Genomic DNA, 23,557 nt, shown 5'->3' with positions numbered 1-23,557 from the left:
CCTTGTGTCGGGCGGCGTTTGTTATTGCCGGCGCGACTGTCGTGGAAATCCACGGCGTTTTCAAGCCAACGGGTCGCGCGAATGCGCGCCCAAGCTCCGTGGATAACGGTCCGCATCACGAAAACGCGTGCGTCCGTGTTACGGCTTGACGTACAGGCTCTCATACGCTCCCGCGTACTGCTCCTTCCAGCCTCTCTTATCCACGAGAAACCGTCTGAGCTGTTCATGCGCCTTGACCCAGAGCACGGCATCGATCTTGTATTTATCAAGCACGGCGTCCCAGGCGGCCTCGTCGATCTCCATATGGACCAGCGTGAAATAGTCGCGCAGCAAACTATCCGGATAGGCGGTCGCGGCACGGCCATCCACGAACACGGGCACGGCGCCCCGGGTGCGGAAAATCAGGAGACCGCCGACATTCCAGTGGTTCAGAATCCGCGCATGCGAAAAGTGCGTTTGAAGATAGACGGCGTCCTGCTCTGACAGCATCTCCGGAAGCCCAAGAGCCGGTTCTATCCGCATGAAAGTCAACGGCAGCGCGCACGCGCCAATGATGGCGCCGGCCCACAAGGCTTTTCGGACTTCAAAATCATTCAGCCTTTTGGGCAGCAGCCGATCGATGTGAAGCGCCAACGGCACTGTCGAGAATATAAAGAAGAAGGCGATGTATCTGAATTGATAAAGCCCCAGAAACAAGAAGAGCCAGGACAGCAGCCGCGACTCCAGGGGAATGGTCGAAGAACGTCCGGTGCGCAGTTCGAGCGCGACAAACGCCAAAATATAGACGACGCCGGGAATGCTCCCCGGCATGGTCATGTTCCGATAATAAGACCACCACTCGGTGATGTAGGCTTGCACGAAGTGGCCCAGTGTCGCCGTGACGCCATAGTAGATGTGCCAGCCGAGAGGGTTGATGAAGATCGCAACGAAGCAGCCGGCGCCGGCGAGCGCGTAGATCTTAAAACTTTTCCAATCCCGTCTCAGCAACGCGGTGCCGCAAAAAACACCGAGAATGAGAAAACCGAGCAGGAAGCCGCCATGCAAATTGGTCCAAAGCACCATCATCGCGGGCAGCCAAAGACATCTCGTTCTGTTCAGGCATTCCCGGTAGAAAATGACGCAAAACAGCATCGTGCAGGTGTTCGGCGAAGCGGCGAGGTAGATATTCGGGGCGGTCGCAAACGACGGATACAGCAAACACGCGGATAAAACCGCAATACAGACGGCCGTCGCCGAGGCGCCGCTGCGCAAGCCGGCGGACGTCAGATATCCGACGATGGCTGCGCCGCACGCGACGGTAAACAAGGTGAGACCGCCAAGTTTCGTATATTGAAATACGACGCTGGCAATCACGTCCCATAGCCACGAAAGATTGTACCATCGGGTGTTTCCGAGGGTGAACGACCACGGATCCTGGAACGGAATATCGCCGCGCTCCCTGATCAGGTCTCCGGCGGCCAGGTGCCATCCTAAATCATAATGGAAAAGCAGGGCCGGCGCGTTGGCGAGATAATACACGCACGCGAATGAAATCAGGCAGAGATAGATTCCATACCTCTGCAAGTGCGGCTGCAAGTACGGCCTGATCGTCGTCGGCTCCTTGTCAGACTTATTGTCAGCCTTGTCGTCAGACTTGGAGTCGCCCCAAACCGCCAGCGCGTCCATCGATGAAGTCCCCTCGCGAGCGAAGCGAGCCTGCCGCGGGCTCTGCATGCTTTCGGGTCTGCATGGCCCACTGCAAACCATCGCCGCTCAAGGTGACCTATCTAACGTTGATTAATCGTTCAGTTGTGCCGTTCGATAGGTGCCGCCCCGCGAATTTCTATGGTTAACACCATGCCTGCACAGGCCAATCCGGCGCACGCCCTCCGCGAACACCCGCTGTCACGCCCGGGCGACCCCCGAGCGCGGGCCGGCCTGCGATCAACGGTGCCATGCGTTCAAAGCTTCCAATGAGCCTTGTCATCCGGTGTGAATAGTTGTTCAGTTCTTTAAAGCGGTTCGTGCCGAACCGCCAAAAACATCAAGACGCGGGCAGCCCGGCCGGGCCAATACGGCCTGGGATCCGCGCCAGGGAAGAGAAGCGCGGGCATGGTCTATCGGCGAACCCATCAGGTGGTGAAACGGCTTGCGGCGCGGCGTAGCGCCATTTTGACGGCGGCGCGCAATGCCGCAGCGGATGGCGGCATGGCCGCGGTGCAGATCGCGCCGGTCGCGATCCGGGCCAATGTCGCCGCCGGAACCGTCTATCGTTACTTCCCCTCCAAGGCGGACCTGATTTCCGAGCTGATCGCGGACGTCTCGCGCGACGAACTCGCAGCGATCCGCCGCGCCGCGGACGCCGCACCCGGGCCGTCCTCGGCGCTGGCCGCGGCCGTTACCACGGTGGCCGTGCACGTACTGTCGCAGCGCAAGCTGGCCTGGGGCATTCTGGCCGAACCGGTCGATGTCGATGTCACGGCGTCGCGGATCGCCAGCCGCCGCGAGATCGCCGGCGAGATCAGCGCCCGGATCGAAGCCGCGGTGCGCGCCGGGCATCTGCCGGCGCAGGATACCGCGCTGGCCGCCACCGCGCTGCTTGGCGCGCTGCATGAAGCTCTCGTCGGGCCGTTGGCGCCGGACAATATGGAAGACCCGGCCAAGCTGCGCGACGCCGTTCAAACCGTCACGCTGCTGGCACTGCGCGCGGTCGGCGTGATGGACGCCCGTGCCCGCGGCCTCGTAGTGCAGGCGGTGCTGCCGGCGAAAGCGCTGGTCGGCGCGTAACGTCGACTATGAGAGATTTATGAGTCGCCTGTTGTCCATGCTTCGAGAGGCTCGCGATGCTCGCTCCTCAGCATGAGGTCGTTGTGCTTCAACGAGTTACACCTCATCCTGAGAGACTGTGAAGCTATCTCCGCCGTCATCCTGAGGAGCGGCGTCTTCGCCGCGTCTCGAAGGATGGTGTTCAGCGCAGTGCGTGCGGCCATCCTTCGAGGCTCGCAAGAGCTCGCACCTCAGGATGACGTCGAGATGGCTTCGCCGCTCCCGAGGAGGCCGCAAAGCGGCCGTCTCGAAGGATGGGCGGCAATAGCGACTCGTGATTCCAGGTACAAAAGGCTCTGGCGCAGACCATAACGGGCAGCGCCGCGACATCACTTTGACGCATCGATGCCGCTAACGTGCAGCGGTCCGCCGTGCAAGCGGCGATCGACAGCCAATGTAGCCAACGCAAGGAGCGACACATGCCAACGACATCAGGTTCCGCCAAATGGCAGGGTGGCATCAAGGACGGCAAGGGCGCAATCTCGACAAAGAGCGGCGCGCTGAGCGATTATCCCTATGGCTTCGCCAGCCGCTTCGAAGGCAAGCCGGGCTCCAACCCCGAAGAGCTGATTGGTGCTGCCCACGCGGCCTGCTTCACCATGGCGCTGTCGCTGATTCTCGGCGAGGCCAAGCTCACCGCCGAACACATGGAGACCAAGGCCGACGTCACGCTCGAGAAGGTGGCCGACGGTTTTGCCATTACCTCGGTGCATCTGACCTTGCAGGCCAAGATTCCCGGCACCGACAAAGCAAAGTTCGCCGAACTGACCGCCATGGCGAAGGCCGGCTGCCCGGTGTCGAAGCTGCTGAACACCAAGATCACCCTGGACGCGACGTTGCTCTGATCAAGTAAGTCATTCCGGGTTCGCCCGCGCGAGCGCGTGTGCCCGGAATGACCGCGCTCTTTGCTCGCCCGCAGCCGTTCACACCACAGCATCCCACTCTGGCGCAAAGGGTGGCCGCACAAAACGCTGGTCTTTCGGCAGCGCCGCAATCGCGGCGCGATCTTCGTCGTCCAGGGAAATGCCGAGCGCGTCGAGATTGGCCTTCTGGCTTTCCGGCCGGCCGGCCTTCGGGATCGCGATGACGCCCTGCTGGTCCAACAGCCAGGCGATGGCCACTTGGGCTGCGGTCGCGCCATGCTTGCTGCCGACGGCGGCGAGCGTGGCATCGTTCGCCGCGCGGCCTTGCGCGAGAGGCGCGTAGGCGGTCAGCGGAATGGCCTTGCTGCGCAGATAGGCCAGCATCGGCGCCTGCGACAGGAACGGATGGTACTCGACCTGATGGCTGGCAATCGGCGCGCCGATCTGTTCGACGGCGCGGCGGATCATCGGCAGGTTGAAGTTGCACACGCCGATCGCCCGCGTCAGGCCGCGTTGGCGCAACTCCATCAAGGCTTCCAGCGTCGCCGCCATGTCCATGTCCCGGTTCGGCCAGTGGATCATGTAGAGGTCGACATAATCGAGCCCGAGCTTGCCGCGGCTGATATCGAACGCCCGGTGCAGGGCATCCGGCGAGAGTTGGTCGTGCCAGACCTTGGTGGTGACGAACAGCTCCTCGCGCGCCATGCCCGAAGCCGCGAGCGCCGCGCCGACGGCGGTTTCGTTCTCGTACATCGCGGCCGTATCGATATGGCGGAAGCCGAGCGCGATGGCGCTTTCCACCACGGGCTGCGCGTCGCCTCCCGGCATCCGGAACGTACCGAAGCCGAGATGGGGGATGTCTATTCCCTGGGTCCTGATCATCTTCATGAAACCATTCCTTGCAAAGGTTCTGTGCAAATCGGCGCGCGCTCAGGTTGCCGCGCCGCCGGCCACCAGCGCCGTGATGACCTCAAGCAGAGCCGTGTCGCCCTTCACCGCCGAGCGGCCCTGGTCGGAGAATTCGATCCAGCCTTCGTTGAAGCCGTCGAGCATGCGGATGCGGGCTTGCGGATTCTTCATGCCCTGGGCGCGAAACAGCCCCTCCCAGCTCTCGCGGGATACGATTTCGACGCGCACGGGCCGCGCAAGGACCGCGGCAAAGGCCTGGGCCAGATCGTTCGCCGATACACGGGCGGGGCCTTCGAGTTCGACGATCCGCGTTCCGGCCCAGTGCTGTCGCAGCAGGTCGGCGGCAACGCGGCCCACATCCCTGGTCGCGACCATCGGGAACGCCTTGCCGGCGGGTTGCAGGAAGCTCCGCAGCACGCCTTCGTCCCGTGCCGACGCGACGTCCCACAGCGCATTCTCCATGAACCAGCCGGGCCGCAGAAAGCTGACCGGGAGGTCGATCGCGTTCAGCGACCTCTCCATCAGCGTGCGCTGCGTCAGCAAATTGTCGTGCGGCGCGTCTGCGCCGATGGTCGATAGACACACGACCGTTTGCGGCCGGGCCGTCATCAGCGCGCGGGTCACCTGATCGATCACCCGCTTCGCTTCGGGATAGCCAGGCTCAGGGTCGAAGTCCGAGGGCGGCAGGATGAAGACGCCTTGGGTGCCCGCGAACGCGGCGGCGAGCTGTTCTGCGTTCGCCATGTCCGCGATCGCGATGTCGCAGCCCTTCGCCGCCCAGTCGGCGGCCTTGGCCCGGTCGCGCAGCACGGCGCGAACGGGCTGGCCATTGGCGAGAAGATGACGGGCGACCTCGCCGCCCACTTTGCCGGTAATGCCGGTGATTGCGTACATGAGGTTGCTCCCGATGATTGTCGTGAAAAGGCTGGCTCAGGTCAGCCCGGGCTCCCGGCGGAAGCGCTGCGAATGTTTCTAGTCGCCGCGATGAGGTGATTCACGCGCATTAAGATCAGTGTTATGATGACTCAAAATCACTATCCGGGGGGCGGGTGGATTGACGGGAGTTCGCCATGAGCTTCGATACGCGGCTGTTGACCGGCGCGGGCGTGCTCGCCGCGGTGACCGAGACCGGTAACTTCGCCAGGGCCGCGGAAATGCTTGGCTTGACGCCTTCGGGCGTCAGCCGCGCCGTGGCACGCCTCGAAACCCGGGTCGGGGTGCGGCTCTTCAATCGCAATCCGAGAGAGGTGACCCTGACCGAGGAGGGGCGCCGCTTTCACACCCAGGTGATTCCGCTGCTGGCCGGTCTGGAAGAGGCCGCCGCCGATGCCGCTGGGACGGCCACGGTGGTCAGTGGCCGGCTGCGCGTGTCCGTCGATCCCTGGTTCGCGCGGATGGTGCTGGCGCCGAAATTGCAGCAATTCATGGCGCGGTATCCGCTGCTGTCGGTCGACCTCATGACCAGCAACTATCGCGAAGAGATGATGACCGGGGTGGACGTCGCGGTCCGTTTTGGGCCACCGGACAACTCATCCCTGATCGCTCGTAAGCTGCTCGAAACTGCCATATTGACCTGCGCCGCGCCAAGCTATCTCGAGAAGCACGGCGAGCCGGCGACGCCTCACGATCTCGTCCACCACGAACTCGTGCTGTTTCGCGATCCGCAGACCGGTCGTGCCTTTCCGTGGGAATTTCATCGCCGTGGCAAGATCATTCACATCAATGCCGCGGGTCGGCTGATGATGGACGACCCCTCGGCGGCTGTGGCGGCATGTGTTGCCGGCCAGGGCGTGTTTCAAAAACTGGCGATCGGCCTCGAACCCTTGCTGTCGGCGGGAGCGCTGGTGCAGATCTTGTCCCGATGGTCCGACGAACGCTATCCGCTCTATGCCTATCATCCCTCCCGGCATCTGCCGCCGGCAAAGGTCCGGGCTTTCCTCGATTTCGTGCAGGAAATAGCCGTTCAAGACGGGTCAATTTCGCGCCGCTGAGTCCAGTGTCGCTGTTCGCCGGGACACACCGGAACCGTCATCCTGAGGAGCGGCCGCTGGGCCGCGTCTCGAAGGATGGTGTTCAGCTCGGTGCTTGCAGCCATCCTTCGAGGCACGCAAGAGCTCGCACTTCACGGGTGAACGCAATTGCGTTCATCCCGGGGATGACGTCGGTGATTGCTTCGCAGGCTCTCTTGCTGGGCGAGGTGACGAACTGGCCCGCTCGCTGACTCAAACAAAACTCATCCCGCTGAGTGCCGGCGTGATCCCGCTTTGCCGTGCTCAGGTATCCGCGTCGCTGTTGGGGCCGACATAGGCGATGCGCACCATGTTGGTGGTGCCGGGGGTGCCGAGCGGCACGCCCGCGACGATGATCACGCGCTGGCCGGCCTTGGCAAAGCCATCCCGGAAGGCGATCGAGCCGGCGCGGTTGACCATGTCGTCCTGGTCCTGGGCGTCTTCGGCGACCACGCAATGCACGCCCCACACCACCGACAATTTTCGCCCGGTGATGAGGTTCGGTGTGATCGCAACCACCGGCGGCTTCGGCCGTTCGCGCGCGACCCGCAACGCGGTCGATCCTGAATCGGTCCAGCAAATGATCGCCGACAAATCGAGCGTCTCGGCGATCTGCCGCGCGGCGTCGGCGATCGCGTCGCCGACGGTCGGCTCCGGTTCGGCGCGCTGCGCATTGAGCACGCCGCGATAGGTCGGGTCGCGCTCCACTTCCTCGCCGATGCGGTTCATGGTCGAGACCGCCTCGACCGGAAACTTGCCGGCGGCCGATTCCGCCGACAGCATGATCGCGTCGGCGCCTTCATAGACCGCGGTGGCCACGTCGGACACTTCGGCGCGGGTCGGGACCGGGCTCTGGATCATCGATTCCAGCATCTGGGTCGCGACCACCACCGGCTTGCCGGCGCGCCGCGCCAGCCGCGTCATTTGCTTCTGAAGGCTGGGCACGCGCTCCAGCGGCAGCTCGACGCCGAGATCGCCGCGCGCCACCATCAAGGCGTCGGACGCTTCGAGGATTTCCGGCAGCCGGTCGATCGCCTGCGGCTTTTCGATCTTCGACATCACGGCGGCGCGGCCGCGAATCAATTTCTTGGCCTCGATCACGTCCTCGGCGCGCTGCACGAAGGAAAGCGCGATCCAGTCGACGCCGGTGACCAACGCGGCCTCGAGGTCGGCGCGGTCCTTTGGCGTCATCGCCGATACCGGCAGATCGGTATCGGGCAGGCTGACGCCCTTGCGGTCGGACATCCTGCCGCCGATCACGACGCGGGTGACGGCACGGTCCGGCGAGGCTTCCTCGACGATCAGGCGCACCTTGCCGTCGTCGAGCAGCAGCGCGTGACCCGGTCTGAGCGCGGCGAGGATTTCGGGATGCGGAAGCTGAATGCGGGTGCCGTCGCCCGGCGTCTTGTCGGAATCCAGCGTAAAACTTTGGCCGTTCTGCAACTGCACCGCGCCATCCGCGAACGAGCCCAGCCGCAGCTTCGGCCCTTGAAGGTCGACCAGAATCCCGATCGGCCGGCCATAACTCGACTCGACATTGCGAATGGTCTTGACCAGCTCGCGCATCTTGTCGTGCGGCGTGTGGCTCATGTTGATGCGAAACACGTCGGCGCCGGCCTCGAACAGCTTTCGGATCATGGCGCTGTCGGAGGAAGCGGGGCCAAGCGTTGCAAGGATCTTGATGCGGCGAAGACGTCTCATGGTTTGCTTCCGGGCGCCGGTGCCGGTCCTGACGTGGCTGGTGGCGGTCCTGACGTGGCCGGTGGTGGACCAGACTTGCCCGGAGGCGCGGGTGGGGTGGGCAGGCCGGGTGTTGCGCCGCCTGGCGCCATGCCCGGGATTCCGCCCGGTCTGTTCGGGTCAACCGTTCCCGGCAGACCCGGCACCTTCTGGGCCGGCTGCTGTTCGCCGGTTTCGGTCAGTTGCACGGTCCAGGCCCGCTGTTCGCCGGTGTCGACCTCGAAGAAGCCGGTACGGTCGAAGCCGCGCGCCAGGCAATTCTCGGTGCCCTTGATGGTGAATTCCTTGTCGCGTGAGCACATGAACGCCTGTCCCGACCACTCGCCGCCGCGGTCATAATCGAGCGCATAGATGTAATAATACCGTGCGACCAGCGTGCCCTTCAGCAGGGTTTCGCAACTGCGCGAGGACACGTTCCACCAGCCCTCGGTGGTCCAGCCCTCGGCGTCCTTGTAGCCGAGCGCGATGCCGACCCGGCTTGCGGTGTTGTTGCAGAGGCGAAAGTCCGCCGCGGCGGAATTGTTCCACAGGCATGCGACCACAAGCGCCAGCGCTGGCAGCAAACCGGCGATCAGGCGAGCGGAGGGGGGATGGCGGCGGTGGGGAGTTTCAGCGATCATTTAGCCAGGCTATATCAGTATTCCTTGACGATTTCGCGTGAGCCGACGGTGGCTGTCAACGGTCGAGGCGGTCCGATCACGCAATCGGCAGTCGAATCCTTACCGAAGGGTACCCTGTTTGCGCTGCGATATGGCAAATTCTGTGACAGCGCCCACTTAATATTCATGATCCTGCCCCGGACAGCCGGTGCGAACGCCCGAGAGTGCAATATGGCAATCGATGACAAAACCAGAACAGAATTGGAAGCCGCGGTGTTCCGGCGGCTGGTCGAGCATCTGCGTTCGCGCACCGACGTGCAGAACATCGATCTGATGAATCTGGCGGGCTTCTGCCGCAACTGCCTGTCGAACTGGATGAAAGAGGAAGCCGACGCCAACAGCGTCGCGATCAGCAAGGACGAGAGCCGCGAGGCGATCTACGGCATGCCCTACGAGATCTGGAAGGCGACCTATCAGGGCACCGCCAGCCCCGAGCAGCTCGCGGCGATGAAGAAGGCTCACAGCGGGCATTAGGCAGACGGTCTTGAAACGCCGGCTACGCGCACATCGTCATCCTGAGGTGCGAGCCTCTTGGCGAGCCTCGAAGGATGGCTGCACGCACTGCGCGGAACAACATCCTTCGAGGCTCGCAAGGGCTCGCACCTCAGGATGACGTCCAAGTGGTGGCGGCTCCTCGCCATGACGGCACAGAACGACGCGAACCCCGAATAGATGTTTCTCCTGTGGGCGCGCTGTGGATGATTGCGATGGTGCCTTGACGCCAGCCTCCGCGATCTTGAGGGTCATTTGCAGAAAAGCGCCGCGCGGCAAAGCGTGCGGCGCTTGATCTTTCAGCCTCAACCGTCAGTTCCCCAGGAGTACCCGATGGCCACCTCTGCTGCTCTCCAGGAAGAGCCCGCGACAAAATTCGCCAAGGACCAGCTCAAGGCCATCGTCGAGCGCATCGAGCGGCTGGAAGAAGAAAAGAAGACGATCTCCGACGACATCCGCGACGTCTATGCCGAGGCCAAGGGCAACGGTTACGACGTCAAGGCGCTGCGCACCATCGTCCGCCTGCGCAAGCAGGACGCCAATGAGCGCGCCGAGCAGGAAACCATCCTGGAGACCTATATGCAGGCGTTGGGAATGCTGTGAGGCGGGCACGCAAAGCCCCTTCGCCACACCAAACTCTCGTCGTCCCGGCCTTGCGCCGGGACCCATAGCCACCGGCGCTTACGAGATTGTTGGAGCTTGCTCCATGCCCTACTGGCGATGCCAGGGGTTATGGGTCCTCGCGTGCGCGAGGACGCCGCCGAATATGTGGAACGCGAGTACGACGCCGAGCGTATCGAAGCCGTGTGAATTTACGCTACGCGCTCAATGCAGCGAGGCGGTCTGCAGCACGAAGGATGTCGTCTGCAGCCGCGCGGTGGTCGATCCGGTAAAGTGCTCGCTCTGCAATCCCATCTGCGGATCATCCGAGAAGCTCATCGCGACCATGGCCTGCGGCTTGATGAAATAAGCCCGCATCAAGCTCATATCGGTATCGCCCAGCACCGTGGTGAACATCGAGCTGCTGGCGCTCGGCGCCAGCATCACGACGCGCAGCCAGACGTCATTGCCCTTGGCCGCGGCAATCCGCGTCGAGGTGGCGACGACGCCATCCTGACCCTGCGCGCCCTTGCTGGCGACGCTGTTGATCCCGGTTGCGGTCGCAGCCGCGTTGCGCGGTGCCGGCCGCGCACTGCGCGGGATCGGCGCGCTGGCGGCGACGATATTGGCGCGGTCGACCGGTGAGTTGGCGGCGGGCGCGTAGGCCAGCGCCTGGAACGCTGCGGGAATGCTGGAGGTCGATTGCGGATCGGCCGGCGTTACCGCCTGGCGCGCCTTCAGGGCTGCGACCTGTGCGGCCGTTGCCTGCTTCGGCGCGGCCGCGGCATCGCCCCAGAAGCCGCGGGCATTGATGATATCGGCCGGCGATTGCGGGCTTGCCTCAGCCGTATTGGCCGATACCGCTACTTTCGGCTTCGCGGGCTGCGCCACCTGCATGTCGGCCGAGGCCAACTGGAACGCGGAGGGTTTTGCACGCGGCGTCGTTACGGCTTCGGCGGATTTAGTATCGGCGGATTTGGCGTCGGCCGCCTTGTTGGCCGCCGATATCGCCGAGGCCGCGTCGGCAACCTGCTGGGCGGTCGGCACCGGCGTCGAGACCGCCTCGTCGTCCTCATCGTCGTTCGATTTATGCGTGAACAACCTGGCCCATAGGCTCGGGCTGCTCTTCTTCAAAGCGCCATCGTTGCCGTCGCGGGCTTCGATGTCGGCGCGGGCGAGCTCATAGCCCTTCATCGGCTTGCCGTCGGTGGGCATATGCACGGTGCGTCCGTCAGGGAACACCTTGGCGAGCATATCGCGGCTGATGCCCGGCCAGTGCCGGATGCTGCCGGTGTCGAGATGCACGAACGGCGATCCCGAGGTCGGATAGAAGCCGACGCCACCGCGCTGCAGCCGCAGGCCGGCGAAACGGATCTGCTCAAGCGGCACGCCCGGAATGAAGAAATCCATCGCATGGCCGAGCATATGCTGGCTGAAGCGGGCCACGCCGGAGGAACGGCGGTGAAGCATGGCGTTGGTGGCGGGCGAGCGATAGGCGGAAATGATCTGGATCGGCTTCTTGCCGTCGACGTCGCGGTAGACTTCCCAGATGATGTCGAACAGATGCGGGTCCATCACGGTCTGGTCCTGGGATCGCCAGTCGCGCAGATAGTGATTGATTTCTTTCAGCGCGGCTTCGTCGTAACGCCCGTCGCGCTTGAAGGTGACGGTGAGGTCTTCGTTGGAATGGGTGTGATGGAACGAAAGGGTGCGGGTTTCGTTCAGCGCGGCGGCATCATGCACCGTTCCGGCGCCGGCGAGCAGCAACAAGCATGTCAGGCCGAAACTGGTTCCGGCTTTCGGCAACGACAGCGAGTTGATTTGGCGTGCGAAACCAGCCAGCACGTATGAGCCCACCCAAGACGATCAACCGGAGCAGTTCCGACCGATCGCGAAATCCTTTCACAGCCCCGCGCGGCGAAAGGCAAAAGCTTCAAGTGGGACGGGCAACGAGAACTAACCAACGAGACTTAACTAACGAGACTTGCGCCCCACCCCCAACGTCAGGCCTTAACCTAACTCGGGGAGTGTGGCGAAAAATAGCCCACCGATTAAATCGAGATGGAGAATGGTTAACGTTAACGGTCTCGCGCCGTTGGCGAGACCGTTGATCTTGTTGGGGAATATCCGATAAGGACCGAAACGGTCCTTATCAGCGAGTGTAGACATTCCGCGGCGGAACCGGCCGGCGGCCCGGGGGCGGTGCCGGGGCGACGCTGGGGCCGCCGAACAGCCGCTCGAAGAACGACGGGCCGGAGGAGCCGGCGCTGGCATAGTTCACCGACGTCGGCAGATTGCCAACCGGATGCGAATAGCTCGGCTGAGAATGCGCCACCATGTTTTCCATGTCCTTGCCATGCGCATTGCGCAGCATCGCGACCATGGTGGCGTCGCGGCCGTAGACGTCCTTGCGGATCTGCAGCTTACCGGCGTCGTCAACGAACGCGGTCTGGTAGGTGATGTTGACCGGGACCGGGACCGGGAATTTCAGGTCGATCTCGCTGTGCCCGTACATGCTGCGGATCTTGTCGGCCGTGTAATGCTCGTTCGGCTGGGTGATGCCGAGCAATACGGCGGCGTATTGATCCGGGTTCTGCACCCGCATGCAGCCATGGCTGAAGGCGCGCTCATCCTTGGCGAACAGATATTTGTCCGGGGTGTCGTGCTGATAGACCAGGAACTTGTTCGGGAAGTTGAAGCGGATACGGCCGAGCGCGTTGGCTTCGCCCGGTGGCTGCGAGATGTGGACGCTGCCGTCGGGATTGCGATCGAGCCGCAATCCCATCCGCTGCAGCACGGTCGGGTCCTGCTGCAAGGCGGGCAGATATTCGCCATAGACGATCGACGGCGGCACGTTCCAGGTCGGGTTGACCGTGATGTACTTCATGGTCTCGGTCAAAAGCGGCGTGGCATGAATGCCCGGCTTGCCGGTGACCACCTTGGTGGTCCAGACCTGCGCGCCGTGCTGCATCACCTTGAGCGTGTAGTCGGGGATGTTGAGGATGACATAGGCGTCGCCGATCGCGGGCGCGCCGAGGTCGCGCGGCAGCCAGCGCCAGCGCTCCATATTGACGACGACAGTATCGATCTGCTTGTCGCGCTTCGGATTGTTGAGAGCCCTGACGGTCTGATCGTCGAGGGCGCCGGTCGGCCGCAGTTCGGCGCTTTCCTGGAATTTACGCACGGCCTCGGCGACCTTGGCGTCGTAATGCGTATCGTCGGCGTCCTCGCTGACGCCGAGCTTGGCGCGAAGCTGCGGCACCCGCGGATCTTCCATCACGGCGGCGGCCTGCTGCTTTTTGCCGGGGGCTGTGAATTTCAGCACCGGGCCTTGCCCGATTTCGACCACCGGGCCGTTGCCGACGCCGCGCAATTCGGCGAGCTTCGCCTTCAATTCGCGATAGAGCTTTTGCGGCGGGTTGTAGCTGTCGAGCGCTGTGGATGCGTCCTTGGCCGACGTGACATTGGTCAGCACTTCGGCCGGATCGGTCGGGTGCTCGGGATATTGGATGTCGCCCGAGACCTGCGAATAGTGCATCCGGCCGCTCTGCGCCTGGCGCGCATAGTCGAGCATGCTGTCGGTCAGTTTGAGGTCGGCTTCGGCCAGCGCGTCCGGCGTGGTCGCGGCGGCAAAATCCGGCGCCGGATAATCGGCGGCGTTCAGGCCGTCGGAGGCGGCGTCCTTGAGGCGCGCGATGACGCCCTTGGCGGCCTCGGTCGGCGTGCCGCCCTGGGTCCACAACGGCGCGAAGTCGCGCGCGGTGTAGAATTTTTCCACCACGGCGCGTTCGGCCTTGCGGTCGAAATAGCGCAACGATTTCGATCCGAACAGGTCGCGCAGCTTGTCGGCGACCGGCTGATCGGCGGCCGGGACGTTGCTGGCGGCCTTGACCGGCTCGGCGGCCGGAGCAGTGGTCGCGGTATCGCTCTTGGCGGGTTCAGTCTTGCTAGCTTCAGTTTTGGCAGGTTCGACTTTCGCCGGTTCCGTGGTGGCCACATCAGGCTTGGCAGCGGCGGGCGCCGGCGCGGTGGCGACATCGGCTGGTTTGGCCTCCGTGGGCTTCGTCGCAGCGGCGTTGGCCGTGGGCGCCGTAGGCGGAGAAATCGCCGTATCGGCCTTAACGGTATCAGACTTGAAATCGTTGGCGGTCGGGGGCGGGACGTTGGCGGGTTCCGGGCGCGGCACGGCCGCGTCGATCGCGAGCTCTGCGGCGCTGTTGCTACGGGCCGGATCGCTCTGCGCCAGCGCCGAGGTCGCGGACACCGTGAGGAAAGTCGCCGCCACCGCCATCAGCACGCGGTCAAATCCGCTGCGGTTCTTCAAACAGTCTCGCATTATCGCACCCCTTGGGTGGAACCGCCCCGGCATGGAGCAGTCCTAGTTAATCGCCGGTCTTGAGCTTCTGCTTTCAGCTTTCGCCAAAGTGCCGGCCGGATCGGTTTCTCGCGGATTCAGTGACAGCTACGGCTCGCGTCTGAATTCGCTCCAAATCTCGTTCAACATGTTACGCCTGCAACCAGTTACGCCTGCACGCAACGATTCATACGCAGACGATACACGCGCGCCCATTATGCAGCCAGCGCGGTACGGGGCAACTCACGACAAACTGACTTCCAAATGCCCGTTTTGCAACGGATGGCGTAGTTTTGCCACGCGCTTTAGCCTTTGTCTGTCACCGCCAAGACACGGTTCAAAGGTTCCGGCCCGGAGCTGTGCCCCGCCGTCAGCTCGCATCACCGGCGGTGCCGGCCGATGGATCGTTGGCGGCGGCTTCGTCGAGCTTGCGATACAGCGTCGAGCGGCCGATTTTCAGGCGGCGCGCGACCTCGGACATCTGCCCGCGATAATGCGCGATCGCGAACCGGATGATCTCGGTCTCCATTTCCTCGAGCGGCCGGACTTCGCCCGAAGCCGTCAGCATCGTCAGCATGCCGGCCGACGGTAACGGCACGATAGGTATATCGTTACCGGAGATCATGGCGGGCGCGGTCGGATGCGAATCCGGCCCGATAATCAGCGGTTCGACCAACATGTTGCGCGCTTCCAGCGCGCCTTGCGTTTGCAGGCCTTGCGGAAAGTCGTCGATGCCGAGCTGGTCGGTCTCGCTCATGACCACGGCGCGATAGACCGCGTTCTCGAGCTGGCGGATGTTGCCGGGCCATTCGAGTTGCGACAGCAGCGCCATGGCCTCGCCGCTGATGCCGGTGATCGGACGATTTTCCTCGGCGCAGAATCGCGCCAGAAAATGCCGCAACAGATGCGGGATGTCTTCGCGCCGCATCCGCAATGGCGGGATCGTCAGCGGCAGCACGTGCAGGCGATAGAACAGATCTTCGCGAAACTGACCGGCTTTGACCCGGTCGAGCAATTTGCGGTTGGTCGCCGAGACGATGCGGACATCGACCTTCACGGGCTTGCGGCCGCCGACCGCCTCGACTGAGCCCTCCTGCAACGCGCGAAGCAGCTTGACCTGCGCGGTCAGCGGCAATTCGCTGACCTCGTCGAGAAACAGCGTGCCGCCGGAGGCTTCGACGAACTTGCCCATGTGGCGCTCGGTGGCGCCGGTGAAGGCGCCCTTCTCATGGCCGAACAGGATCGACTCCACGAGATTGTCGGGGATTGCGCCGCAGTTGACCGCGACGAACGGTTTGGCCTTGCGGTCGCCGCTGCCGTGGATGGCGCGCGCGAACAGCTCCTTGCCGACGCCGGATTCGCCTTCGATCAACACCGGGATGGTGGAGGAGGCGGCTTTCTGCGCCGTGCGCAGCACGCTTGTCATGGTTTCGCTGCGGGTCACGATATCCGTGAAGCTCAGCCTGCCTTCACGGCTGTGCCGGATGCGCTGTAACTCGCCCTTCAGCGCACTGGCGTTCAGCGCATTGCGCAAGCTGACCTGCAGCCGTTCGAGGCCGACCGGCTTGACCACGAAATCCATCGCGCCGGCGCGCATCGCCGACACCACATTGTCGATGCCGCCATGCGCGGTCTGCACGATCACGGGGACATTGAGACCAGCGTCGCGGATTTTGGCCAGCACGCCCATGCCGTCGAGGCCGGGCATCACCAGATCGAGCACGACCGCATCGATGGTTTGCGCATCGGGTGCGGTCAGCGCGGCGATGGCGGCATCGCCGCTGTCGACCACGAGCGCTTCATAGCCGCATTTCTGCACCATGTTTTCGACCAAGCGACGCTGGACGGCATCGTCATCAACGATCAAAATGCAGGCAACCATGGCTTTCCTCGGTCGTTACAACTATCTGTCTCGAATCGGGGCACTCTCGCCGAAGCCGATTAACGCCCTCTTAAACGTTGGCGTTCCGTCCTCGCCCGACCGTTTCAGGTCAAAACGCACATACAGGCTCGAACCAGATGAACGCGCGCTCTTCATCCGCCCTCCGCAAGTCGACCGCTCAAGGTAAATCCGCCACCGCGAAAAAGCCCGCCAAGAATGCGGTCAAGAACGTGACCAAGAGCGCGACCAGGAACAAGGCCGGCAAGCTGCCGGAATGGAACCTGGCCGACCTTTATTCCGGCATCGGCGCGCCGGAAATCGCCCGTGACCTCGCGAGGATGGACACCGAATGCGTTGCGTTCGAGACCGACTACAAAGGTAGACTTGCCGAACACATCGCCGGCGAGGGCGGCGGCAGCTGGCTGGCCGAAGCGGTGAGGCGTTACGAGGCGATCGACGATCTCGCCGGCAGGCTCGGATCCTATGCGGGCCTCGCGCATGCCGGCGACAGCGTCGATCCCGCAATCACGAAATTCTACGGCGACGTTTCCGAGCGGCTGACCGCGGCGTCGGTGCATTTGCTGTTCTTCGCGCTCGAACTCAACCGGGTCGACGATGCCGCGATCGACCACGCCATGCAGACGCCCGAGCTCGGCCATTATCGTCCGTGGATCGAAGACCTGCGCAAGGACAAGCCGTACCAGTTGGAAGACCGCGTCGAGCAGTTGTTTCACGAAAAATCCCAGAGCGGTTATGCCGCGTGGAACCGGCTGTTCGATCAAACCATTGCCGGCCTGCGCTTCAAGGTCGCTGGCCGCGAGCTGGCGATCGAGCCGACCCTCAATCTCTTGCAGGATCGCAGTCCGCAAAAGCGCAAGGCGGCGGGGCAGGCGCTGGCGAAAACCTTCAAGGCCCACGAGCGGACCTTTGCGCTGGTCACCAATACGCTCGCCAAGGACAAGGAAATTTCCGATCGCTGGCGCGGCTTTGCCGATGTCGCGGATTCCCGGCATCTGAACAATCGCGTCGAGCGTGAAGTCGTCGATGCGCTGGTGAGCTCGGTCCGCGCGGCCTATCCGCGGCTGTCGCATCGCTATTACCGGCTGAAGGCCAGCTGGTTCAAACAGAAGAAGCTGGCGCATTGGGATCGCAACGCGCCGCTGCCGTTTGCCGCCACCGGCAGTATCGCCTGGCCCGATGCCAGAAACATGGTGCTGACGGCCTATCGCGGGTTCTCGCCCGAGATGGCCAATATCGCCGAGCGGTTTTTCACCGATCGTTGGATCGATGCGCCGGTGCGTCCGGGAAAAGCGCCGGGTGCATTCTCCCATCCGACGACGCCGTCGGCGCACCCTTACGTGCTGATGAATTATCAGGGCAAACCGCGTGACGTGATGACGCTGGCGCATGAGCTCGGTCATGGTGTGCATCAGGTGTTGGCGGCGAAAAATGGCGCGCTGATGGCGCCGACGCCGCTGACGCTCGCCGAGACCGCCAGCGTGTTCGGCGAGATGCTGACCTTCAAGCGATTATTGGGTGAGACCAAAAGCGCGAGGCAGCGCCAGGCGCTGCTCGCCGGCAAGGTCGAGGACATGATCAACACGGTGGTGCGGCAGATCGCGTTCTATTCGTTCGAACGCGCGCTGCATACCGAACGGCGCAACGGCGAATTGACCGCCGAGCGGATCGGCGAGATCTGGCTCAGCGTGCAGGGCGAGAGCCTGGGCCCCGCGATCGACATCCGGCCGGGCTACGAGAATTTCTGGATGTACATTCCGCACTTCATCCATTCGCCGTTCTATGTCTACGCCTACGCGTTCGGCGATTGCCTGGTGAACTCGCTCTACGCGGTCTACGAAAACGCCCAGAGCGGTTTTGCCGAACGTTATCTGGCGATGCTCTCAGCCGGCGGCACCAAGCATTATTCCGAACTGCTCAAGCCGTTCGGCCTCGACGCCAAGGACCCGAAATTCTGGGACGGCGGCCTGTCGGTGATCGCAGGCATGATCGACGAACTGGAAGGGATGAATTGAGCGAGCCGGCCAGCTTCGCTTCCTTCTCCCGCAAAGGAAGAAAAGCACATCTAAATCGCGATGCGATGAGTTCGTAGGGTGGGTAAAGGCGCCTTGCGCCATGCTCACCGTTCCATCAACGCGACGCGCTCGCCCGGTGGGCACGCTTGCACCTTCGCGCGTTGAGCTACAGCGGATGTGGACGCTTTGCCCACCCTACGAACTTCGCCTTCAAGAGAAGAAAAACACAACGAGCGCTCACATAAACCTTGACGGCATTTCGGTGATTTGCCCGACGGGCAAATCACCTTCGCACGCGGAATCCTGTCCAGCCCCGTTTCGAAAAATATTCCGCTTGGTTTTTGACCCAAATCGCGTCTTCCATTGCTTATCCCACCCGATGAGAGGGGCGGCTCGCGATCGTCACGAACGTGCGGTGGGGTGCGATGGACGCGAAAGCTGCGACTGACGAGCGTGGCTCAAGCGGACGGCGAAGTCGTGTGGTCCTGACGCCCCAATGGCCGGTGTCAAGTTCCCAAGGAGCTCATGCTTCTTGGGAATGACGGTGACAAACAAGCCAAGTCTCGCCGGGGAGAGCACGATATAAGTCGTAAAACCATTGCGCAGGGAAGGCCGGAGTGTTTCCGCTGAACCTGTATGCTCATGTGCGTTTTTTTTATTGCCTTTGCACATGAGACCTCGGGTGCAGCGCGCACCCGGTCTTCCCTGCGCCCTCTCTTCGAGGGTCGCACTGCGCCCTCTCTTCGAGGGTCGCCTGCGCCCTCTCAGTTTTGAGGGAGCCTTGATCGCAACTCGGGCGTTTGGCGCCGCGAGGGCGCGGAGGCGTGTCTGAGGGCTGCGAGGGCTGTAAAACATCTGTTGAACGGGTCGCGTGATTCTGTTATACAACCTGTATAACGGAGCTAATGCCATGAATGAGCAAGCCAAAATTGTTCCAGATGCCCGTGGTCAGGTGATCGGGACTGTCGAGATCAAGAAGATCGGTAATTCCTCAGGAATTATACTTTCAAAGGATGTGCTTGCGCGGATGAATGTGGGCGTTGGCGACAAGCTATATGCGACGCTCACACCTGATGGCGGGTTTCGACTAACGCCTCACGACCCGGATTTTGAAAAAGCGATGGAAGTCGCCCGTCGTGGCATGAAGCGCTACCACAATGCCTTGGCCGAGCTTGCAAAATGACCGAGCCATTTTGGCTTACCCGCCAGATGGTTGTTGCAATACACGACGAGCAACTCACGATCCACGGCGGGGCAAGCGGTTTGCGCGATGAAGGTATGCTCGAGTCGGCGCTCGACCGGCCGAAAAACCGATGGTCGTATGAGCAGTCCGAACTCGCTGAATTGGCGGCAGCCTATGCCTTTGGCATTGCGCGCAATCATCCATTTGTCGATGGCAACAAACGCACTTCGCTGCTGGCGCTGTACACTTTTCTCGGCGTGAACGGTGTGGATTTCGTCGTGCCCGAAGCGGAGGCCGCGGCCATGATCCTATCCCTCGCCGCCGGCGAGGTTAGCGAGGCAAGCCTGACCCGCTGGATTCGGGACAATTGGCCGGCCGAATGACCCGATAAGTGACCGATACCGCCCCGCCTGCCGTTGCCCTGCCAGCGGCTTTGCGGTATTTCGACGCGAGATTGAGAATATCGACTGGGGACACCGATGTCAGACCATAACGAAGTTGCCTACACCACCGCCGACGGCAACGACTATCCGGCCCATGAGCAGACCTATGAAGGCTTCATCAAGCTGGTGAAGTTCGGCTCGGCCGCCGTCATCTTCATCGTCGCCATGATGGCGATCTTCCTGACCTGATCCGTTCTTGGCTTGTACCGTCGCGCTGCAGTGCGGCGGCGCGATCAGAATAGTTTTGCCCGTATTCCGGTTGCGAAACCGGTATCCATCGCAGCGGAATTAGCGCTAGCTTGTTCGCGCGCGCGTCTGTTGCGCCGCCGGAGGCCCCATGAAGATTGCCGTCGCCAAGGAAATCGATCCGTCCGAACCGCGGGTCGCAGCTTCCCCCGACTCCGTGAAGAAGTTCAAGGCATTGGGCGTCGATATCGCGGTCGAGCCGGGTGCCGGCATCAAGTCCGGCTTGCCGGATTCTGAATTCACCGCGGTAGGCGCGACCATCAGCGCCGACGCGGTCAAGGACGCCGATATCATCATCAAGGTGAAGCGGCCCGAGGCTTCCGAGCTTGCGAACTACAAGCGCGGCGCGCTGGTGATCGCGATCATGGACCCTTACGGCAACGACGCCGCGCTGAAGACGATGGCGGATGCCGGCATCTCGTCGTTTGCGATGGAATTGATGCCGCGCATCACCCGCGCGCAGGTGATGGACGTGCTGTCGAGCCAGGCCAACCTCGCCGGCTATCGCGCGGTGATCGAGGCGGCTGAAGCTTTCGGGCGCGCCTTTCCGATGATGATGACCGCGGCGGGCACCATTCCGGCGGCAAAAGTGTTCGTGATGGGCGTCGGTGTCGCCGGGCTGCAGGCCATCGCCACCGCGCGGCGGCTCGGCGCCGTCGTTACCGCGACCGACGTACGTCCCGCGACCAAAGAGCAAGTCGAGAGCCTCGGCGCCAAATTCCTCGCGGTCGAGGACGACGAATTCAAGAACGCCCAGACCGCCGGCGGCTACGCCAAGGAAATGTCGAAAGAGTATCAGGCCAAGCAGGCCGCGCTCACCGCCGAGCACATCAAGAAGCAGGACATCATCATCACGACCGCGCTGATTCCGGGCCGTCCGGCGCCCAAGCTGGTCACCGCCGACATGGTGAAATCGATGAAGCCGGGCTCGGTGCTGGTCGATCTTGCGGTCGAACGCGGTGGCAATGTCGAGGGCGCCAAGGCCGGCGAAGTCGCTGATGTCGACGGCATCAAGATCGTCGGTTACACCAACGTGGCCGGCCGGGTCGCGGCCTCGGCGTCCAGCCTTTACGCGCGCAATCTGTTCTCGTTCATCGAAACCCTGGTCGACAAATCGACCAAGGCGCTGGCGGTGAACTGGGATGACGAACTGGTCAAGGCCACCGCATTGACCAAAGACGGCGCCGTCATTCATCCGAACTTCCAGCCGAAAGCATAAGGAGCGAAGCCATGGATCATATCGCGCAGGCCGTCGATCCGTTCGTGTTCCGGCTTTCGATTTTCGTGCTCGCCGTATTCGTCGGCTATTTCGTGGTGTGGTCGGTGACACCTGCGCTGCATACGCCGCTGATGTCGGTGACCAACGCGATCTCCTCGGTGATCGTGGTCGGCGCACTGCTCGCGGTCGGCGTCGGCATGATCTCGAGCGGTTCGGGCTGGGCCCGCGGTTTCGGCTTCGTCGCGCTGATTTTTGCCTGCGTGAATATCTTCGGCGGCTTCCTGGTCACCCAGCGCATGCTGGCGATGTACAAGAAGAAAGCCAAGTGAGTTGCACGTCGATGTCTGGTCGCAAAGTGCTTTCGCTCGTCATGGCCGGGCTTGACCCGGCCATCGACGAATGCCGTGAGCAGATAAAGCAAGACGTGGATGCCCGGCACAAGGCCGGGCATGACGAAGGTGCCGGGGGAGCGCGCCAATCATGAACGCCAATCTGTCTTCAGTTTTGTATCTCGTCGCCGGCGTGCTGTTCATCCTGGCGCTGCGCGGGTTATCCAGCCCCGCCACGTCCCGGCAGGGCAATTTCTTCGGCATGATCGGCATGGCGATCGCGGTGGCCACCACGCTGGCGGCGCATCCGCCGGCCGACGGCATGGCGTGGGTGCTGGTGATCCTTGGCGTCGCGATCGGCGGCGGCATTGGCGCTGTGATTGCACGCCGGGTGCCGATGACCTCGATGCCGGAACTGGTCGCAGCATTCCACTCGCTGGTCGGCATGGCCGCGGTGCTGGTCGCTGCCGGGGCGTTCTATGCGCCCGAGGCCTTCGACATCGGCACGACCGGCAACATCCATCCGCAGAGCCTGATCGAAATGTCGCTCGGCGTCGCCATCGGCGCTTTGACCTTCACCGGTTCGGTGATCGCGTTTGCGAAGCTGTCGGGACGCATGAGCGGCGCGCCGATCATCCTGCCGGCACGCCACCTCATCAATATCCTGCTCGCCATCGCGCTGGTGGTCTTCATCGTCGGCCTGGTGATGTCGGGCAGCGCGCTCGACTTCTGGCTGATCGTGATTATCGCGCTGGCGCTCGGCGCGCTCTTGATCATCCCGATCGGCGGCGCCGACATGCCGGTCGTGATCTCGATGCTGAACTCCTATTCCGGCTGGGCCGCCGCCGGCATCGGCTTCACGCTCGGTAACTCCGCGCTGATCATCACCGGCGCGCTGGTCGGCTCCTCCGGCGCGATCCTGTCCTACATCATGTGCCACGCGATGAATCGTTCGTTCATCTCGGTGATCCTCGGTGGTTTTGGTGGCGAGACCGCCGCTGCGAGCGGCCCGGGCGGCGAAGCGCGCCCGGTAAAACTCGGCTCGGCCGACGATGCCGCCTTCATCATGAAGAACGCGCAGAAGGTCATCATCGTGCCCGGCTACGGCATGGCGGTGGCACAGGCGCAGCACGCGCTGCGCGAAATGGCCGATACCCTGAAGAAAGAGGGTGTCGAGGTGAAATACGCCATTCATCCGGTGGCCGGCCGCATGCCGGGCCACATGAACGTGCTGCTCGCCGAAGCCAACGTGCCCTATGACGAGGTGTTCGAACTCGAGGACATCAATTCCGAATTCGCCCAGGCCGATGTCGCCTTCGTGATCGGCGCCAACGACGTCACCAATCCGGCGGCGGAAGACGACAAGACCTCGCCGATCTATGGCATGCCGGTGCTGCAGGTCTGGAAGGCCGGCACCGTGATGTTCATCAAGCGGTCGCTGGCGTCGGGTTATGCCGGCATCGACAATCCGCTGTTCTATCGCGACAACACCATGATGCTGCTCGGCGACGCCAAGAAGATGACCGAGAATATCGTCAAGGCGATGTGACGTCTCTGGGGATTCTCGCTCGGAACCGGCGTAGCCGGCTTGCTGCCGCTGTTTCGCCTGGTACCGGTGCGCCTGCTGCTACGGGACCAGTTCCGCTCCGACCAACGCATCGCGCGCGTCACCGTGCCGCTGCTGATCACGCACGGCAGCCGCGATCCCGTCATCCCGATCGCGTTGGGTTATAGATGCTTCAGCCGGCTGACGGTCCCGCCAGTTTGGTGCATGGTGCCTGCCTAGTTGAG

At 62.9% G+C, this 23,557-nt stretch carries 22 protein-coding genes; 14 read left to right on the top strand and 8 right to left on the bottom strand.

What is annotated here, in order from left to right; translation table 11 throughout:
* Positions 1-138: 138 nt before the first annotated feature.
* The gene (locus GSQ88_RS10795) at positions 139-1,665 is read right to left on the bottom strand and encodes a hypothetical protein (protein ID WP_159007730.1); all 1,527 of its coding nucleotides are present in this window, start codon (positions 1,663-1,665) and stop codon (positions 139-141) included.
* A 426-nt stretch (positions 1,666-2,091) separates the two neighbouring features.
* Between GSQ88_RS10795 and GSQ88_RS10790 the strand changes: the two genes are divergently transcribed.
* Complete coding sequence (locus GSQ88_RS10790; protein ID WP_159007729.1) at positions 2,092-2,766, top strand: TetR/AcrR family transcriptional regulator; 675 nt, start codon at positions 2,092-2,094, stop codon at positions 2,764-2,766.
* Between the two features lie 458 nt (positions 2,767-3,224).
* Complete coding sequence (locus GSQ88_RS10785; RefSeq protein WP_159007728.1) at positions 3,225-3,650, top strand: OsmC family protein; 426 nt, start codon at positions 3,225-3,227, stop codon at positions 3,648-3,650.
* 78 nt (positions 3,651-3,728) lie between these two features.
* On the opposite strand, the gene GSQ88_RS10780 is transcribed toward GSQ88_RS10785, so the two are convergent.
* Both GSQ88_RS10780 and GSQ88_RS10775 read right to left on the bottom strand, forming a co-directional pair.
* Complete coding sequence (locus GSQ88_RS10780) at positions 3,729-4,556, bottom strand: aldo/keto reductase (protein ID WP_159007727.1); 828 nt, start codon at positions 4,554-4,556, stop codon at positions 3,729-3,731.
* A gap of 42 nt (positions 4,557-4,598) precedes the next feature.
* On the bottom strand, positions 4,599-5,471 hold the full coding sequence (locus GSQ88_RS10775; RefSeq protein WP_159007726.1) for an NmrA family NAD(P)-binding protein: 873 nt from the start codon (positions 5,469-5,471) through the stop codon (positions 4,599-4,601).
* Between the two features lie 176 nt (positions 5,472-5,647).
* Between GSQ88_RS10775 and GSQ88_RS10770 the strand changes: the two genes are divergently transcribed.
* Positions 5,648-6,568 (top strand): LysR family transcriptional regulator, encoded by a 921-nt coding sequence (locus GSQ88_RS10770; RefSeq protein ID WP_159007725.1) that lies wholly within the window; start codon positions 5,648-5,650, stop codon positions 6,566-6,568.
* Between the two features lie 282 nt (positions 6,569-6,850).
* Here GSQ88_RS10770 and pyk read toward each other — a convergent pair whose 3' ends face one another.
* Both pyk and GSQ88_RS10760 read right to left on the bottom strand, forming a co-directional pair.
* On the bottom strand, positions 6,851-8,287 hold the full coding sequence (pyk, locus tag GSQ88_RS10765; protein ID WP_159007724.1) for a pyruvate kinase: 1,437 nt from the start codon (positions 8,285-8,287) through the stop codon (positions 6,851-6,853).
* Positions 8,284-8,946 carry a DUF1036 domain-containing protein gene (locus GSQ88_RS10760; protein WP_159007723.1) on the bottom strand — a complete coding sequence of 221 codons (663 nt, stop codon included), beginning with the start codon at positions 8,944-8,946 and terminating at the stop codon, positions 8,284-8,286. The genes pyk and GSQ88_RS10760 overlap by 4 nt, the downstream gene beginning before the upstream one ends.
* Before the next feature lie 210 nt (positions 8,947-9,156).
* On the opposite strand from GSQ88_RS10760, the gene GSQ88_RS10755 reads away from it, so the two are divergent.
* Positions 9,157-9,459, top strand: coding sequence for a DUF1244 domain-containing protein (locus tag GSQ88_RS10755; protein WP_159007722.1), 303 nt, complete (start codon positions 9,157-9,159; stop codon positions 9,457-9,459).
* A 351-nt stretch (positions 9,460-9,810) separates the two neighbouring features.
* On the top strand, positions 9,811-10,080 hold the full coding sequence (locus GSQ88_RS10750) for a DUF2312 domain-containing protein (RefSeq protein ID WP_159007721.1): 270 nt from the start codon (positions 9,811-9,813) through the stop codon (positions 10,078-10,080).
* 222 nt (positions 10,081-10,302) lie between these two features.
* Here the strand turns inward: GSQ88_RS10750 and GSQ88_RS10745 are convergent, their stop codons facing one another.
* The 3 genes from GSQ88_RS10745 to GSQ88_RS10735 form a co-directional block, all read right to left on the bottom strand.
* Positions 10,303-11,922 carry a peptidoglycan L,D-endopeptidase MepK gene (locus GSQ88_RS10745; RefSeq protein ID WP_246735223.1) on the bottom strand — a complete coding sequence of 540 codons (1,620 nt, stop codon included), beginning with the start codon at positions 11,920-11,922 and terminating at the stop codon, positions 10,303-10,305.
* A 307-nt stretch (positions 11,923-12,229) separates the two neighbouring features.
* A complete protein-coding gene (locus GSQ88_RS10740; protein WP_159007719.1) occupies positions 12,230-14,413 on the bottom strand; it encodes a L,D-transpeptidase family protein in 2,184 nt (727 codons plus the stop codon).
* A gap of 388 nt (positions 14,414-14,801) precedes the next feature.
* Positions 14,802-16,313, bottom strand: a complete 1,512-nt coding sequence (locus tag GSQ88_RS10735) for a sigma-54-dependent transcriptional regulator (RefSeq protein WP_159007718.1) — start codon at positions 16,311-16,313, stop codon at positions 14,802-14,804.
* Positions 16,314-16,450: 137 nt separating this feature from the next.
* Between GSQ88_RS10735 and GSQ88_RS10730 the strand changes: the two genes are divergently transcribed.
* The 9 genes from GSQ88_RS10730 (at position 16,451) to GSQ88_RS10695 (ending at position 23,552) form a co-directional block, all read left to right on the top strand.
* Complete coding sequence (locus GSQ88_RS10730) at positions 16,451-18,346, top strand: M3 family oligoendopeptidase (RefSeq protein ID WP_159007717.1); 1,896 nt, start codon at positions 16,451-16,453, stop codon at positions 18,344-18,346.
* A gap of 910 nt (positions 18,347-19,256) precedes the next feature.
* Positions 19,257-19,529: an AbrB/MazE/SpoVT family DNA-binding domain-containing protein gene (locus GSQ88_RS10725; protein ID WP_159007716.1), complete on the top strand. Its 273-nt coding sequence runs from the start codon at positions 19,257-19,259 to the stop codon at positions 19,527-19,529.
* Complete coding sequence (locus GSQ88_RS10720; protein ID WP_159007715.1) at positions 19,526-19,912, top strand: type II toxin-antitoxin system death-on-curing family toxin; 387 nt, start codon at positions 19,526-19,528, stop codon at positions 19,910-19,912. The genes GSQ88_RS10725 and GSQ88_RS10720 overlap by 4 nt, the downstream gene beginning before the upstream one ends.
* 96 nt (positions 19,913-20,008) lie before the next feature.
* Positions 20,009-20,161, top strand: coding sequence for an aa3-type cytochrome c oxidase subunit IV (locus GSQ88_RS10715; RefSeq protein WP_159007714.1), 153 nt, complete (start codon positions 20,009-20,011; stop codon positions 20,159-20,161).
* 148 nt (positions 20,162-20,309) lie between these two features.
* Positions 20,310-21,437 (top strand): Re/Si-specific NAD(P)(+) transhydrogenase subunit alpha, encoded by a 1,128-nt coding sequence (locus GSQ88_RS10710; protein WP_159007713.1) that lies wholly within the window; start codon positions 20,310-20,312, stop codon positions 21,435-21,437.
* A gap of 11 nt (positions 21,438-21,448) precedes the next feature.
* Positions 21,449-21,766, top strand: a complete 318-nt coding sequence (locus GSQ88_RS10705; protein WP_159007712.1) for a proton-translocating transhydrogenase family protein — start codon at positions 21,449-21,451, stop codon at positions 21,764-21,766.
* An 11-nt stretch (positions 21,767-21,777) separates the two neighbouring features.
* Complete coding sequence (locus tag GSQ88_RS35200) at positions 21,778-21,921, top strand: hypothetical protein (protein ID WP_210253783.1); 144 nt, start codon at positions 21,778-21,780, stop codon at positions 21,919-21,921.
* Complete coding sequence (locus GSQ88_RS10700; protein ID WP_159007711.1) at positions 21,918-23,315, top strand: NAD(P)(+) transhydrogenase (Re/Si-specific) subunit beta; 1,398 nt, start codon at positions 21,918-21,920, stop codon at positions 23,313-23,315. Before GSQ88_RS35200 ends, GSQ88_RS10700 begins: the two co-directional genes overlap by 4 nt.
* 39 nt (positions 23,316-23,354) lie before the next feature.
* Entirely contained in the window at positions 23,355-23,552 is a 198-nt protein-coding gene (locus GSQ88_RS10695) for a hypothetical protein (protein WP_502706717.1), read from the top strand.
* Positions 23,553-23,557: the final 5 nt, after the last annotated feature.

The sequence above is a fragment of the Bradyrhizobium sp. S69 genome (genome assembly GCF_009766005.1).
In the GTDB taxonomy this organism is placed as follows: Bacteria; Pseudomonadota; Alphaproteobacteria; order Rhizobiales; family Xanthobacteraceae; genus Bradyrhizobium.
Note: the sequence above shows the minus strand (reverse complement) of the source record. Positions and strands in the feature narration are given on the sequence as shown.

Bases quoted from the DNA above. Each gene is read 5' to 3' on its own strand.
- GSQ88_RS10795 (WP_159007730.1), bottom strand. From the start codon at position 1,665: ATGGACGCGCTGGCGGTTTGGGGCGACTCCAAGTCTGACGACAAGGCT.
- GSQ88_RS10790 (WP_159007729.1), top strand. From the start codon at position 2,092: ATGGTCTATCGGCGAACCCATCAGGTGGTGAAACGGCTTGCGGCGCGG.
- GSQ88_RS10785 (WP_159007728.1), top strand. From the start codon at position 3,225: ATGCCAACGACATCAGGTTCCGCCAAATGGCAGGGTGGCATCAAGGAC.
- GSQ88_RS10780 (WP_159007727.1), bottom strand. From the start codon at position 4,556: ATGAAGATGATCAGGACCCAGGGAATAGACATCCCCCATCTCGGCTTC.
- GSQ88_RS10775 (WP_159007726.1), bottom strand. From the start codon at position 5,471: ATGTACGCAATCACCGGCATTACCGGCAAAGTGGGCGGCGAGGTCGCC.
- GSQ88_RS10770 (WP_159007725.1), top strand. From the start codon at position 5,648: ATGAGCTTCGATACGCGGCTGTTGACCGGCGCGGGCGTGCTCGCCGCG.
- pyk (WP_159007724.1), bottom strand. From the start codon at position 8,287: ATGAGACGTCTTCGCCGCATCAAGATCCTTGCAACGCTTGGCCCCGCT.
- GSQ88_RS10760 (WP_159007723.1), bottom strand. From the start codon at position 8,946: ATGATCGCTGAAACTCCCCACCGCCGCCATCCCCCCTCCGCTCGCCTG.
- GSQ88_RS10755 (WP_159007722.1), top strand. From the start codon at position 9,157: ATGGCAATCGATGACAAAACCAGAACAGAATTGGAAGCCGCGGTGTTC.
- GSQ88_RS10750 (WP_159007721.1), top strand. From the start codon at position 9,811: ATGGCCACCTCTGCTGCTCTCCAGGAAGAGCCCGCGACAAAATTCGCC.
- GSQ88_RS10740 (WP_159007719.1), bottom strand. From the start codon at position 14,413: ATGCGAGACTGTTTGAAGAACCGCAGCGGATTTGACCGCGTGCTGATG.
- GSQ88_RS10735 (WP_159007718.1), bottom strand. From the start codon at position 16,313: ATGGTTGCCTGCATTTTGATCGTTGATGACGATGCCGTCCAGCGTCGC.
- GSQ88_RS10730 (WP_159007717.1), top strand. From the start codon at position 16,451: ATGAACGCGCGCTCTTCATCCGCCCTCCGCAAGTCGACCGCTCAAGGT.
- GSQ88_RS10725 (WP_159007716.1), top strand. From the start codon at position 19,257: ATGAATGAGCAAGCCAAAATTGTTCCAGATGCCCGTGGTCAGGTGATC.
- GSQ88_RS10720 (WP_159007715.1), top strand. From the start codon at position 19,526: ATGACCGAGCCATTTTGGCTTACCCGCCAGATGGTTGTTGCAATACAC.
- GSQ88_RS10715 (WP_159007714.1), top strand. From the start codon at position 20,009: ATGTCAGACCATAACGAAGTTGCCTACACCACCGCCGACGGCAACGAC.
- GSQ88_RS10710 (WP_159007713.1), top strand. From the start codon at position 20,310: ATGAAGATTGCCGTCGCCAAGGAAATCGATCCGTCCGAACCGCGGGTC.
- GSQ88_RS10705 (WP_159007712.1), top strand. From the start codon at position 21,449: ATGGATCATATCGCGCAGGCCGTCGATCCGTTCGTGTTCCGGCTTTCG.
- GSQ88_RS35200 (WP_210253783.1), top strand. From the start codon at position 21,778: ATGTCTGGTCGCAAAGTGCTTTCGCTCGTCATGGCCGGGCTTGACCCG.
- GSQ88_RS10700 (WP_159007711.1), top strand. From the start codon at position 21,918: ATGAACGCCAATCTGTCTTCAGTTTTGTATCTCGTCGCCGGCGTGCTG.